Here is a 14,452-nt window from a genome sequence, read left to right as displayed (position 1 = left end):
GCACCGGTAAAATTAGCAAAGGAATACCATGACCCGCCGTTACCTCGACATGAACCAGCACGATGCCCTGTACACCGTGGCGCGCAAATACCCCGGCGGCATCGACGCGCTGGCACGCGAACTGGACATGTCCGCCAATGTCTTGCGCAACAAGCTGTCGCCCACGATCGCATCGCACTATCCGTCGTTCGAGGAGGTGTCGCAGATCGTCGAGTGCTGCCACAAGGCCGGCGTGCAGGAAGCGCACCTGCCGCTGCACGCGCTGCTGGTGCGCCACGGGATGGCGGCGTTCGTCGTGCCGCAACCGGAGCAGGCGCGCCAGGACGACTTGTCGCAAACGGTCTGCCGCGTGATGAGCGACGTGGGCGCCGTGGCCGAGGCGGTGTCGACCGCCCTGCTCGACGGCACCGTCACCCCGGTCGAGGCCGACCTGATCGAACGTAAATTCCATGCCGCGCTGTCCGCCCTGGGCGCCTGGCGCGCACGTCTGCGCCAGGAGACCGAGGCGGGCATCCGCTGATCAGGAACGCAGGCGGCGTTCGGGCGCCGCCGCTTCTTCGCGCGCTGCGCCGCGCAGCGAGCGCAGGAACAGCCCGAGGCCGCCGAACGCCAGCGCGAGGATGCAGATAAGCTCAAACGCCGACATCGTGCGCAGCGACATGTTCACGGACGCGATCACGCCGAACACGAGCGCGGCGAACGCGCAGATCGCCAGCAGCCAGCCCAGCACGTTGCGCGCGTTGTAGAAGATCATGGCGATGCCGATCACGAGGGGAATGAGGACGATCCCGCCCGTGATGCCGTAGCCGCCCACGCCGAACAGGCGCGTGCCGAGGCCGAAGCTGGAACTCACCACCACGCTGTTGAGGAGCAGGTAGAAGCCCCCGCACATCAGCACCAGCCCCAGGAAGAACTGGCCCGTTCCTCCGCCTGTACCGCCCGCACCGTTCATTGTGTCCTCCGTCTTGTTTTTTGTTGCGACGGCGACAACAATACCAGACTTTCCGGTCACATTGCCAGTGTGCCGGGCGGTAAAGCAACGGTTAAATTACCGGGGAGCGTCGGCGACCGGTTCGCCGAAATCCGGCATCCCGTCCGCGCGCCAGCGGATGGCCTGCGCGCGCGTGTGGCGGTTCGGGTCGTGCAGCGAATCGCCCTGGATCTCGCGGTAGTTGCGCGCGTGGTAGACCAGCACGTCGGTCTTGCCGTCCGGCGTCGTCGTGAACGCGTTGTGGCCGGGGCCCCACTGGCCGTTCTTCTCGCTGCTCCTGAAGACGGGCTCCGGCAGCTTGGTCCACGACTTCGCATCGAGCAGGTCGGCGTCCGCCGGCGCGCTGACCATGCCGAGGCAGTAGTTCGCATCCGTGGCGCTGGCCGAGAACGTGACGAACACGCGGCCGTGGCTCACCAGCACGGCCGGGCCCTCGTCGACGGCGAACTTGACCTTCTCCCAAGCGTACTCCGGCTTCGTCAGCAGCACGGCCGGACCCTTGATCGACAGCGGCGTGTCCATCTTCGCCAGGTAGATGTTGGTGCCCTTGCTGCCGTCCGGCGCGGTCTGCGTCCACACGAGGTAGCGCTGGCCGCGGTGTTCGAACGTGGTGGCGTCCAGCGAGAACGATTCCCAGCCCGTCTTGACCTGGCCGCGCTCGAGCCACTCGCCCGCGAACGGATCGGCGGACGCGTTTTCCAGCGCGTACAGGCGGATTTCCCACGGATGCTCGGCGCTGCCGGCCGTGAAATAGATGTACCACTTGCCGTCGATACGGTGCATTTCCGGCGCCCAGATGTGCGCGCCCATCGCGCCGGCGGCGTGCTTGCGCCACACGGTCTTCGCCGGCGCGGCGCCCAGGTCGTCGAGGGAACGGGCGCGGCGGATCTCGATGCGGTCGTATTCCGGCACGGTCGCCGTGTAGTAGTACCAGCCGTCCGGTTGCAGGCTCACCTGCGGGTCGGCGCGCTGCTGCACGAGCGGATTGTGGAACACGGGTTCGGCGGCGTGGGCCGGCGCGAACGCGGTGGCGAGGCACAGGGCCAGCGCCGGCGCCGGCAAGGCGCGTACGGTCAAGCGATACATCGGAGCTCCAAAAAGAACGCAGGCTGGCGGCGATGATCGGATGATAGTCGGGTGGCGTCCACCCGACCAATGAATTTTTTCGCGCCACCGATACGAATTCACCGGGTCCGGCGGCGCGGCCTGTCGTCCATCCCCGCCTCGTCGACGTCGGCCGACGTCGACCGCGAGCGCCTGTATTCCAGTTCGCCCGCTTCGTCCGGCAGCGCCGGGCCGGCGTACAGCACCGCAACGTCGGCCAGTGCACTGGCCCGGTCCGCACCGAACCCGGACAGGGGCGTCAGCCGCAGCCAGCGCGCCGTGACGGTGTGCCCGAAACGCACGGTCTGCGGATCGAACGTCGACGCGAGCGTCGGCCGGGCCACGTCGCGCCACGTCGTGCCGTCGTCGCTGGCCTGGATGGACCACTCGCGCACGTCGCCCTCGTGGTCGCGGTGATTCTGGCGCGGCATCAGCACCAGCCCGTCGAACGGCACGGCCTGCGCGAACGCGATCGTCAACACCGGCTGCGGCCGCGGCCCATCGCCCTTTACCGCGACGAGACTGACCGTATTGGGGTCGCCGTCAACGACGTTCGCCGCATCGGGCCATCCGCTTGCTGTCGCGCCGAGTTTTTTCATCACGCGCGTGTCGAACAGGCTGGCGCGCAGCGCGGCGGGATCGACGGCCGTCGCGGGCGCGAAGCGTGGGCCGGCCATGTAGTCCAGCAGCGAGCGGCGCAACTGGCGCGCGGCCGGACGCTCGTCCAGGCGGGTCTCGAGGTCGAACGTCGCCACCATCAAGCGGCCGCCGCCCACCTTCGCCTCGAACACGGCGCCGAGGCGGTAGTTGCGGTTCCAGTCGTCGATGGGCTGGACGATGGGCCGCAATCCGGCCGGCAGGCGTTCGAGATTGAACGCGCGGGCGCCGGCCACCAGGCCGCTCCACTGCCAGTCCATGTGGTCGGCCGACGGGAAGCCGGCTAGCGCGGGATGCGCGCGATCGATCCACAGGCCCAGCATGCGCGACCATGCGGGATTCATCAACCGGTTCCAGAACACGGGGACGTCCGCGAGCGGCGGCGAGGTCCAGTCCAGGTCCGCCTTGCGCGGCAGGTACAGCACCTTGCCGCCCTGCGCCAGCCGCGCCTCGGCTTCCGGCCACGCATGCGTCACGAGCACACTGGCGGGAACGGCCGCGTCGACCTGGTCCGGATACAGCCAGACATTCCAGTCGTTGGCGATATCGGTTCCGCCCAGCCCCACGACGAGCCGGTAGTGCGCGGGCGCAGGCAGATGCGCGAGGTCCGCGCTGACGCGGCCCAGCGGGATGTTTTTGCCGATCGGGATATCGAGGTCGGCGAAGCGCCCTTGCAGCACCGCACGCCCGGCATCGTCCTCGATGCGCCACCACGGCCGCGCACCGGCCAGCGGCTGCGCGCCGTAGTGCGCGATCTCCACCGGCACGTCGAACGCGTCGCGCGTCGTGAACACGGAGCGCGTCAGGCGGGCCAGCGGCACCGTCGCGCCGTTGAAGCGGCGGAACGCGTCGGGCGTCGCATAGCCTTTCGACTCCCAGAACGTATCGAGGATGCCGACGAGCGCCGTGCCCTGGCCCAGATAGTCGTGCAGGTCCAGCAGCTGGTAGCCACTGAGGCCGCGCGTGCGCAGCGCCGCCTCGATCTCTTCCTTGTAGCACGCCAGCTGCCAGCGGCCGGACGCCAGCGCGAACTCGCGGTTGCGGTCCAATACGCCGTGACTGCGGGCGGATTCGCGGAAGATCTCGTAGTTCCCCGGCTGCAGATAGCCCGTGAACTTGTCGATGATGGAGAAATCCGGATACGCCACCCATTGGCCCACCTCGTGCGACACGACGGGCACGCGGATGCCGTCCAGCGACGCCGCGTAGTCGCGCCCGAACCACCCGGTCTTGTTGCGCAGCGGTTTCGGGCCGATGCGCTGCACGGCCAGGTAGTCGACGTCCTTGTCGAGATCCGGTACGACCGGCTCCGTGTGGCCCGTGCCGTTCGTGTACAGGCGGCGCGGGTCTTCGGCACGGAAGCGCGCGGTCCACTTCGCGAACACGTCCTTCCAGTGCCCCGACGGTTCGTTGCTGGGACTGAGGAGCAGGAACGACGGATGGTTGCCGTACGCGCGGATCAGGCGCTCGGTCTCGTCGTACAGCGCCCGTTCGATGGGCGTGCCGGGCTCGAACCGGTTCCACATGCCCGGCTCCGGCTGCAGGTAGATACCCACTTCGTCCGCCGCCTGGAAGGCCGCTTCCGGCGGCGTGAACGAGTGGAAGCGCACGTGGTTGATGCCCCACGCCTTGTTGATGGCGAAGATCTTCTTCCAGTACGCGACGTCCGTGGTCGGATAGCCGGTGAGCGGGAAGTCGCCGCCGTGGTGCGTGCCGCGCAGGAACACGGGGCGGCCGTTGACGAGGATGTCCGTGCCGCGCGCCGCCACCTGCACGAAGCCGAACGACACGTCGCGCGCGTCGTCGGCGCCCGGCCCCGCGAGGCGCAGCTTCAGCGCTTGCAGCACCGGATGGAACTCGTCCCATGTCGCCGCCTCCTTCGGATACTGCACGCGGAATTCGGCATGGCCGCCGTCCGCCGTCCAGCGCACGGGAATGCGCCGGCCATTGGCCGTGACCGTCCCCGCCCCGGCCTTGCCGCCGCCATTGCCGACCTCGAGCTTCACGAGCACGCTGCGGCTGGCCACGTCCGGGAACACCTGCGCATCCGCGATGTAGACGGGCGACGTCGCACGCAATTCGGCCTTGCCGACGATGCCGTTCCAGCTCATGCCGAGCGAATCGGAGATGCTGTGCGAGTCCGGCCGGTACGCCATCAGCACGCGCGAATCCACGCGCACCGTGATGCGGTGCCGGCCCGGCGCGAGAAGGCCGATGTCGTACTCGTGCGGCGCCACGAGGGAGACGTCGGTACCCAACGCACGGTCGTCGATCCACGCGCCGGAACCCCAGCGGGGCCGCTCCAGGTGCAGCACAACGCGCTTGCCGCGCCAGGCGGCCGGCACCTCGACGTCGCGCTGGTACCATGCCGCGCCGAGGTAGTGACGCGGCGGCTGGCTCAGGAACGGCACCTTCACCTGGCCCGGCTTCGTGAATGCCGCATAGTCCGCGCGCAGGTTCCAGTTCTTGTCGTACAGGGACAGCACCCACGGCGTCTGCACCGTGATGGCGTCGCCGTAGCCCTGTGCGTTCAGGATGCCGGGGATGCGGATGCGGTCCGCCAGCGTGCGGCTTTCCCAGTGGCCCGCCACGCCGGCGTCGTCGCGGTCGAGCGCGAAACGCCAGTCGCCGGCCAGGTCGATGGTGTCCGCCGCGCCGGCCGAAGCGGCCCAGGCCAGCGCGGCGATACCCAGCAGGTTCCTCATGCGTCAGCCGCCGAAGCGGTAGTTCGCGCCCACCATGATGCGGCGGCCGGCGTAGCTGTAGTCCAGGATGCTCGGGGTGCCGTTCTCGAACGGTACGTACGAACCCTGGCTGTTGCTGGTTGCCGCGTTGTTCAGGTTGCGTCCCTCGATGAACACGTCGAGTTCCGGCGTGATGCGGTACTGGATCTTCGCATCGACGTAGCGCGTCGCGTCCTTGAAGTTCGGCGAACCCGGGTTGTAGGCCGGCGGACGGGCGTTGCCGCTCGCGTTCGGGTAGTTGTTCAGGTAGTTGGAGGACGAACCCGCGATATTGTTGAAGTAGCTGCCCACGCCCTGCACCGCGACGCGCGCCGACAGGCGGCCGTCGTCATACCAGATCGCCCAGTTGTACTGGAACTTCGATTCGCGCAGCGGCGGCAGCGGCGTGCCGGTCAGCAGGTCGACGATGTTCTGGGTCGACGTGACCGAAGCCAGTTTCGTGTAGTTCCCGTCGAAGCCGAGGTAGCGCAGGCGCCACGGCAGGAACGTGAAGGCGGTCTTGGTATTGAATTCCCAGCCCTTGCGGGTGGTCGGGACGCCGTTCTCGTAGGTCGGGAACGAGAACGGCAGTTCCGCCAGCGATCTGCCCGTCGTCGGGTCGACCAGGGCCAGGCCCAGCGTGCCGTTCTCGGTCTGCACGATCGACGGGCCCACGATGCCGCGCTGGTTGAAGTAGGACAGCGAGAACATCGTGTCCTTGCTCGGGTAATATTCCGCACTCCAGTTCTGGTTCAGGTTCTTCTGCGCCTGCAGGGCCGGGTTGCCGACGGTCTTGGTGCAGGTTTGGGTGCCCTGCGCGTCGACGCGCTCGTCGTAGCGGCAGAGGCCCGACGGCAGGAGATTGGTCACCGGCGGACGGGCGACGGTGCGGGCGCGGTTGTAGCGCACGACGAACGTGTCCGGCACGAGCCACATCGCGAGGTTATAGATCGGCAGGAAGTCGTGCGTGGTGGCGTCCACCGCCGTGTTGGTCGACACCGTGACGTCGTTGATGCCGCCGGCCGCGTTGGGGCTGGCCGGATCGAACGCGGGCGTGCGCGTGATCGACTGGAACTGCATGTTGCCGATGCCGTGGATCTTGGTGCGGATGTAGCGGTAGCCCAGGTTGCCTTCGACCTGCCAGTCGAACGGCAGCGCGCGGCTGGTGAACGGGATGCGGTCGATGTTGAAATCGCCCATCACGTACAGAGCCTCGGAACGCTCGCTCATCCTCGTCACGGGTGCTTCGTGCGTCTTGCCGTCCGTGCCCGTGCAGCTGGTGACGCAGTCCAGGTTCGCGTTCGTGATGCCGGCCAGCTGGAACACCTTCTGCACATCGATGTTCGGCCAGTTGGTCACCGCGCCGCCGAACTGGCCGTTGGCGCCGTTGAACAGCTGGGTATTGGTGATGTTCCCGTTGAGCGACTTGGCGATGATGTCCTGGAACTGCTGCGGCGTCACGGTCACGATGCCCGAGCTCTGGCTGTCCCAGCGATTGCTCTTCACATAGCCGTACTGGCACTTGTTCCCGCCCGCGCCCAGCGAACCGGCGGTGTCCTGGCAGCCCACGAGGGTGCTGCGGACGAGGCCCGGGATCGCATAGACGATCGGGTCCGTGCTCACCTGGTAGCCGTTGCCGCCGCGGGTGTCGTAGCGCGTGTCGCGGAAGTTGAAGCCGGTCTTGAAGCGGGTGAAGAACGGAATGGATTCCGGGACCTGGAACGTGAAGTCGGCCTTCGCCGTGCGTTCCTCCGTCGCCGTGATCCCCGGTGTGTAGGTCAGCTGCGGCTGCGAATACGTGAGCAGCGGCTGCTGGTTCGCCGTGTAGGCCGGCACGCTGTTGATGTAGGTGTTCCCGCTGGTGACGGCCGCTGCGGCGGCCGGCTGCACGAGGCGCGCATAGTTCGCGGGGTTGTACAGGTCGAAGGTCGACCCCTGCGGGAAGTTGTACGTCCACAGGCCGTTCGGGGTCACCGACATCTGTGCCGCCCCGTAGTAGGAACTGAACGTCGTGCGGAAGGTCTCCGTCGTGTAGTTGGATTTGGCGTCGCCGACCAGCCACTCCGCCTTCATGCCGCCGTGGTTCCATTCGCCGCCGGTCTGGAAATACTTGGTGATCGTATCGGACTTCTGGAAGATCTGGTCGACACCGGCCGCGCCGTCGCTGATGCCGAAGCTGGTCACGTGGTGGCTCGCGTCCACCGTGACGGTCGACGGGTCGACGTTCGTCACGGCGCCCTGCACGGCCGGTCCGCCGCTCAGGTAGCTCACATTACCCGGGTACAGGTAGTAGCCGGCGCCGCTCGCACCCGGCGCGACCGAACGCACGCCGCTCGCGTCCACGAACGTCTTCGCCGTATTCACGTTCATGCCGCCCAGGTTGAGGAACGACGTCTTGTTGTCGGTATGGCGCTTGGAATAGCTGCCCTTGGCGTACACCACCAGGTCCCGGTTGACCTTGAAGTCGGCGCGCAGGTCGAGGTCCTGGCGGCGGTCGATCTCGGTCTGGATCTTGTTGCGGACCAGCGAAGGCGTATAGTCGTTCCACTGGTTCAGGCAGCTGATCAATTCGTTCTGGCGCTCGTTCACCGCATTCGTCCGGTTCGACGCGCTCAGGTTCTTCAGCGTCCCGTCCGTGGTGGCCAGTTGCGGGAACGCGCTGTAGCAGTCCGCCTTGGTCTGCGCCGCGGCCGACCTGGTCAGGATCTCGTACGGCGAATACGTGTTGTAATTGCCGGTGCCGTTCGTGTACGGATAGATGCCCGTGGAGCCGGCCGCGGGACCTGCAGGCGTCGTCGACGCCGGATCCGCCATGTTCAGCGTGGACGGGTTGTACGTGAATGTCTTCTGCGGCGAGTTGTCGAAGTCGATCAGGCGCGCGTAGCCCGCGGCCGCGCTGGTCGCGACCTGCATCTGGTGCTGCTCGTTGGCCGTCGTCGACTTCGACGCATTCAGGATCACGCCGAGGCGGTCGTCCATGAATTTGCGCGACAGGATGACGTTGGTGTCCGGCTCCCACTTCTTGTTCAGGTTATTGGTGGTGCCCGCCACGCGCACCGACGCGAACGGCTCCTTGAAATCGAGGCCCGTGCGCGTCTTGATGATGATGCCGCCGCCGAGCGAACCCTCGACCATGTCGGCCGTCGAGCCCTTGACCACGTCCACGCTCTTGATCAGGTCAGCCGAAAGCTGGCGGAATTCGCTGCCGCGACCGCTGGCCGCGTTGTTCGCCGACTGCACCGCCATGCCGTCGATCTCGACACGCGTCAGGTCCGGCCCGTTGCCGCGCACGGCCACGGTGACGCCCTCGCCGAAATCGCCGCGGTCGAGCGCGATACCGGCCATGCGCGAGATCGCCTCGCCGATGTTCCGGTCCGGCAGCGAGCCCACGTCTTCCGCGACGATGGAATCGAGCGCGGTGGCCGCGTTCTTCTTGCGGGCGATCGACGATTGCTGCGATTTGCGGGTCGAGACGACGACGGTGGCGATGCCGCTCGCGATCTCCTGGTTGCCCTGAGGCGCGGCCGTTGCGGCGCTGCCCTCGCCCGCGCCGCTGGCCGGCGCCTGCGCGTTGGTGGCGCCCTGCGGCGGCGTGGCGTCCTGCGCGAACGCGGCCTGGCCCGCCATCAGGGATGCGACCGCCAGCGAGACGGCGTAGGCGAGGCGGGTGGGGCGAATGACCTGTCGGATGTCGTGCATTTTTCTGTCTCCTTGTTAGACCACTGCGCGGTCTGTTTTTGTCTGGGTCGGCTTGAAAACAGTGTAGGGTCGTGTGCAGCCGCCGTGATATATCAGCAGGAAATACTCATCCGCTTGAGCGAAGTGCGTGCGCAAACACCACACGAACCGATCAACGCCGCGATTGCGATTCCTTTTTGGCGTCGATTCGCGCATTTGCCGCATCGATGGTTATCGCAACGCGCCGCCCGCGTGCCGCCCCGGCCGAATCGCTCAATCCGGTGAGCGATTCGGCCGCGCGCGCTGCGCTATCCTTGACCTCATAACGAGGAGACACGATGAAGCCAACCATCATCCCTGCCCTGCTCTCGGTCGTGCTGGCGACCTCCGTCCAGGCGCAGACGGACACCGTGACCGTGAACGGTCCCCGCGCGCGGGCCGGCGATCCCCATGCGATCAACGCCGCGAAGGACCGCATCCTGAACGGCCGGTCCGCGTCGTCGTGCGCGTTCATGGACCCGTACAATCCCGCCTACGATCCGGTCACGACCGCGTACATGCGCGACTTCGGCCTGGACGACAGCCTGTCGAACGACGTCCCGCGCGCTTCGGACCTGGCGCCGGACGGCGACGTGTCGAACCTGTCTTCCGCCGTCGCGCGGGTCTCCGGCTGCCGCGGCGCCGACTGGCACTTCGCGGCGGGCCGCAACCGCATCGTCCGCAACGACAGGACGCTCGCGCTGGGCTACGAAGCCTTCGACAACAAGGACTACGCGCGCGCACTGGACATGTTCGGCACCGCATGGACGAAGATCGGCTACGACGACGCGGCGCTGATGCTGGCGCGGATGCACCTGTACGGACTCGGGACGGCGAAGAATGGCGCGCAGGCTGTCGCGTGGCTGGAAAAGGTGGACCACAAGCCGTACGACCCCGCCCGCTCCGACCTGCTGGCGCCCCGCATCGACGCTGCTTTCATGCTGGCACGCATGTACGACCGCGGCATCGGTGTCGCACGCGCTCCGGACAAGGCCCGCGCGTGGTACGAAAAGGCGGCCGGCTATGGCTACGCCCCGGCGCAATACCTGCTGGGGCTCGCGTACTACACGGCCGACGGCGTCCCGCGCGACCTGAAACTGGCGGGCGCGTATTTCGAAGCGGCCGCGCGCGCCGGCATTCCCGCCGCCCTGTTCGCGGCCGGACGGATGCACGACCTGGGCGAAGGCGTGCCGGCCGATCCCGCGAAGGCCATCGTGTACTACAAGGAGGCGGCCCTGAAGGGCGACCCCGATGCCCGGTTCGCGCTCGGCACCTATTTCTACAGCGGCGAGGTCGTCGGCAAGGACCTCGCCACCGCGCGCCGCTGGTTCGCGGCGGCGGCGCGCCAGGGCCAGCCCGACGCCATGTTCAACCTGGGCGCGATGGCCGCGCACGGCGAAGGCGGCGCCAGGGATCCGGCCACTGCCTACGTCATGTTCGACCTGGCCCGCCAGGCCGGCCACGATCGCGCGGCTGCCGCGCTGCAGGCACTGGCGCCCACGCTGACGGCCGACGAACGCAAGCGCGCCGACACCGTGCTGCATCCGCCGCACGGTCAGGCCGGCTCGTAGTCCGCCGGCAGCATCATGCCGGGAAAGCGGGCGCGCAGCACGTCCAGCGCCTGCAGGGTGCCCGCCAGGTGCTGGCGCACGGCCCGCTGGGCGCCGGCCGCGTCGCCCTGCCCGATGCAGCGCGCGATCTGGCCGTGCTGCTGCAGGATCGACCGTGCCTTGCCGTTCAACGGCAGGTGCAGGCGCCGCAGCCGATCCAGGTTGCCGCTGCAGCGGCGCATCATGGACCACAGGTCGGGCAGCTCGGACGCTTCGTACATGCGCAGGTGGAAATCCATGTCGATGCGTGTGAAGCTCTCCAGGTCGCCCGCTTCGAGGCAGCCGCGCTGGCGCGCGACGAGGTCCTGCAGCGCCTTGCCCAGGTCCGGGCGGGGCTGGCGCGCCAGCACCCACGCGATTTCCAGTTCCACCGACAGGCGGAAGAAATGCGCCTGGCGCGCGGCCGCGAGGTCGATGGGCCGCACACGCGTCTGGTGCTGCGGGTAGATGTCGACGAGACGCTCTTCTTCCAGCCGCAGCAGCGCTTCGCGGATGGGGCTTTGCGACAGCTGGAAGTACTCGCACAACGCAGGCCGCGCCAGCACGGCGCCGGGTTGCAGGGCGAGGCTCACGATCTGCGCGCGCAGGTGCTCGAACACCTGCACGGTCGCGTTGCGCGAGCGGTCCAGGCGGAACGGGATGTCGAGGGCGCTCATCGCTCAGGGCCTTTCGTAGAATTCCGCCTCGACGATGGACAACACGGCCGTCGACACGCCTTTCGTTCCCGTCGCCGTATTCGCCTGGTGGGCGACCTCCGTCAGCTTGATGCCGCCGCCCTCTTCCGCCCGGCCGGCCAGCTCGATGCGCACGGTGCGGCCCTGCACGGGTTGCAACGGCAGCGTGACGTAGCCGAGGCTCTTCGGCGTCAGGCCGCTCCATGCTTCCCGGCCATCGACATAGACCTTGAGCGGATAGCTGCGCTCGCGCCAGCCCGTCAATTTCAGCACGACTTGCGCCAGCCGCGCGGGCCGCGCGAGCGTGTACGTGATCGCGGGCGTGGCGCCGGCCTGGCTCGTCCACGCGGTCGTCTCGTCGTCATCGTAGGACTTGATCCCGTCCGGCGCATCGCTGGCGGTCACCGGCACGGCCACGCGCGACACCGTGAACGAGGGCGTGGCGGGCGTCGGTCCGCGGTCCAGGTGAACGGGCGGCATGGGCGGCAAGGCCGCAAGGCCATCCTTCGATGTCACCGGCTTCGACTCCAGCGCCACTTCGGCCGGCGCCAGGCCTTGCGCGCGGGCCCGGACGACGATGCGTCCCGCCTGCGGTGTCGCGCGCAGCAGCACCCGATTGACGCCGCCCTCCACCGGCAGCGCGCGCGCGAGAATGTAGTTGTCCGGCCCCTGGGCGATGCCGCCGCGCCATTCGGCCGGGCCCTGCACGTCGAAGTCGACCATGTCCAGCGCGAGCGGATGGCGGCGCCCGGCGGCGTCGACGACTTCCACCTGCACGAGGGCCATGTCGGCGCCATCGGCACGCAGGCCCTGCGGCGACACGATGGGCGTCAGTTTCAACGCGACGGGCGCGCCGGCGGTGGCCAGCGTCGTCTCGCATACGGGTTTGCCCTGCGCGTCGTAACCGACCGCTTTCAGTTCGCCCGCCGCCCACGCCACCTTATCGAACGTGAACAGGAAGCGCGCGCTCTGCACGGCCGGCCCGACCTCCTTCCCGTTCAGGAACAGTTTTACGTGGTCCGCACTGGAGACGACCGTGACCGGCTTGACGGTGCCCGCCGGGTAGTTCCAGTGCCCGGCGATGTGGGCGCGCGGATGCTCCACGTCGACCCAGCCGTCCCACATGACCTGGTGCGCGTAGAACGCGTCCTTCGCGATGCGCATGGCGTCGACTTCGCCGCTACGGCGGTAGTTCTCGGCGCCGCGGTGGTGCGTGTTCGAATCGGAAAACACGATGTTCACGCCGCCGCTCGACACGCGCGTGCCGGTGCCGGGACGCTCGCGCCAGTAGTCGTACCAGCGCTGGACGTCCTCGATGGCGAAGCTGTCCTGGTTGCGGTTGTAGACGCTCGCGTCCTGGCCCTTGTGCGGCGGCCCGTCGCCGTCCCTGTGGTACGGCGGAGAGAGCTCATCCCAGTACTTGCGCAGCGCCTCGTCGCGCGCATACTCCATCGCCCACATCGGCATGCCCGCGCTCTTGTTTATGTACAGCATCTCGCCGCCGTATTCCGCGACGTGCTGCAACGCCTGGCTCAGCATCTCGCGGCTGCCGGCCGCGCGGCCGCCATACGGGTCGAATTCGTCGCGCAGCGCCTTCATCGCGCGCATGTGGTCCGCACTGACGCCCTTGTTGCCGCTTTCGTAGAACACGATGCTCGGGTTGTTGCGGTTGTAGACGATGGCATCGCGCATGACGTCGAGGCGCTGCTCCCAGCGGCGGTCCTTCACGTCCCCTTCCGAGTCGCCGGCCGGCATCGCCTCCATCATCCCGAGGCGGTCGAGCGATTCCACGTCCTGCTTCCACGGCGTCACGTGCATCCAGCGGATCAGGTTCGCATTGCTGGCCAGCGCCAGGCCATTGCTGTAATCGGACAGCCACGCCGGCACGGCGCTGCCGACCGCCGGCCATTCGTTCGTCGTGCGCTGCGCATAGCCGTGAACCTGGATCACGCGGTCGTTCAATTCGATCATCCCGTTGCGGAACGCGGTCTTGCGAAAGCCCGTGCGGGTCGTGACCGCATCGAGCGGCTTGCCGTCGACCGTCAGGGTCGTCACGACGTCGTACAGGTAGCCGTAGCCCCAGCTCCAGAAATTCAGGCCCGCGACGGGCGCGCCGGCTTTCAACGTGACGGTGGCGCCGGGCGCGATCGTCTGCGCGGGCGCGCCGAAGCGCGCGACGCGCTTGCCGTCCTTGTCGCGCAGCTCGACCTCGTACGCGACCCGGTGCGCCTTCGGGGAATCGTTGCGCACCTGCGATTCGGCCGTGATGGTGGCCTTGCGGTGCGGGATGTCGAAGTCGCGCGCATACACGTACACGCCGGTCGTGCCGAGGCTCCCGTACAGGGGCAAGGTCTGGTACACGGGTTCCGTGACGTGCAGGCGCACGTTCTTCGGCAGGCCGCCGTAGTTCGCGAAGAAGTTCTTATCGTTCCACTGGTAGCGCTGGCCCGTCGCCTGCTCGCGGTAGTCCCAGCTGTTGTCCGTGCGGACGGCCACGACGTTGTCCCCGTCGACGAGCGCCGCCGCGATCTCGACGCCGAACGCATTGATGCCGTTCTCGTGCAGCGCCACGCGCCTGCCGTTGACGAAGATTTCGGCGGCCTGCCGCGCGCCTTCGAATTCGAGGAACACCTTCTGGCCGGGCTTCAGGCCGGGCACCCTGAAATGCTTGCGATACCAGGCGATCCCCGTCGACAGGTCGGCGATGTCCTTGCGGAAGGCATCGTCCTCGTTCCAGGCGTGCGGGAGGCTGACGGCCTTCCAGCCGCTGTCGTCGAAGGCGGGACGCGCGGCGTCCGCCGGGTCCCCGACCGTCAGCTTCCAGCCGGGATTGAAATCGTACAGGGCACGCGCGGCATGCGCGGGGACGGCGGCGGCGAGCGCCAGCAGCAAGGCAAGACGTAGGTTCATGAAGGTCGGTATCGGGGTGGATGTCGCTAAAATACTAGCAGTCCAGTATTCGACTTTTTCGTGCCC

At 67.8% G+C, this 14,452-nt stretch carries 9 protein-coding genes; 2 read left to right on the top strand and 7 right to left on the bottom strand.

Annotated elements, in window-relative coordinates:
* The first annotated feature begins 28 nt into the window (after positions 1 to 28).
* Complete coding sequence (locus tag ASD28_RS06350) at positions 29 to 520, top strand: phage regulatory CII family protein (protein WP_056125469.1); 492 nt, start codon at positions 29 to 31, stop codon at positions 518 to 520.
* Here ASD28_RS06350 and ASD28_RS06345 read toward each other — a convergent pair whose 3' ends face one another.
* The 5 genes from ASD28_RS06345 to ASD28_RS31670 all read right to left on the bottom strand — a co-directional run bounded on the left by ASD28_RS06345 (position 521) and on the right by ASD28_RS31670 (position 9,508).
* Entirely contained in the window at positions 521 to 952 is a 432-nt protein-coding gene (locus ASD28_RS06345; protein ID WP_056125466.1) for a hypothetical protein, read from the bottom strand.
* Between the two features lie 96 nt (positions 953 to 1,048).
* Positions 1,049 to 2,077, bottom strand: coding sequence for a family 43 glycosylhydrolase (locus ASD28_RS06340; protein ID WP_056125464.1), 1,029 nt, complete (start codon positions 2,075 to 2,077; stop codon positions 1,049 to 1,051).
* Positions 2,078 to 2,175: 98 nt separating this feature from the next.
* Positions 2,176 to 5,457, bottom strand: coding sequence for a discoidin domain-containing protein (locus ASD28_RS06335; RefSeq protein WP_056125462.1), 3,282 nt, complete (start codon positions 5,455 to 5,457; stop codon positions 2,176 to 2,178).
* Between the two features lie 3 nt (positions 5,458 to 5,460).
* Complete coding sequence (locus tag ASD28_RS06330) at positions 5,461 to 9,174, bottom strand: TonB-dependent receptor (protein WP_056125460.1); 3,714 nt, start codon at positions 9,172 to 9,174, stop codon at positions 5,461 to 5,463.
* A 151-nt stretch (positions 9,175 to 9,325) separates the two neighbouring features.
* A complete protein-coding gene (locus ASD28_RS31670; RefSeq protein ID WP_156403906.1) occupies positions 9,326 to 9,508 on the bottom strand; it encodes a hypothetical protein in 183 nt (60 codons plus the stop codon).
* On the opposite strand from ASD28_RS31670, the gene ASD28_RS06325 reads away from it, so the two are divergent.
* Complete coding sequence (locus ASD28_RS06325) at positions 9,492 to 10,763, top strand: tetratricopeptide repeat protein (protein WP_056125458.1); 1,272 nt, start codon at positions 9,492 to 9,494, stop codon at positions 10,761 to 10,763. The two genes, ASD28_RS31670 and ASD28_RS06325, sit on opposite strands and share 17 nt — an antisense overlap.
* Here the strand turns inward: ASD28_RS06325 and ASD28_RS06320 are convergent.
* A complete protein-coding gene (locus tag ASD28_RS06320) occupies positions 10,748 to 11,458 on the bottom strand; it encodes a GntR family transcriptional regulator (protein ID WP_056125456.1) in 711 nt (236 codons plus the stop codon). The two genes, ASD28_RS06325 and ASD28_RS06320, sit on opposite strands and share 16 nt — an antisense overlap.
* 3 nt (positions 11,459 to 11,461) lie before the next feature.
* Positions 11,462 to 14,386, bottom strand: a complete 2,925-nt coding sequence (locus ASD28_RS06315) for a DUF4982 domain-containing protein (RefSeq protein ID WP_056125453.1) — start codon at positions 14,384 to 14,386, stop codon at positions 11,462 to 11,464.
* Positions 14,387 to 14,452 lie beyond the last annotated feature (66 nt).

The organism is Massilia sp. Root133 (assembly GCF_001426525.1).
GTDB classification, from domain to species: domain Bacteria; phylum Pseudomonadota; class Gammaproteobacteria; order Burkholderiales; family Burkholderiaceae_D; genus Telluria; species Telluria orientalis.
The sequence above is the reverse complement of the archived record's forward strand: the minus strand, read 5'-3'. Positions and strand labels throughout refer to the sequence as shown.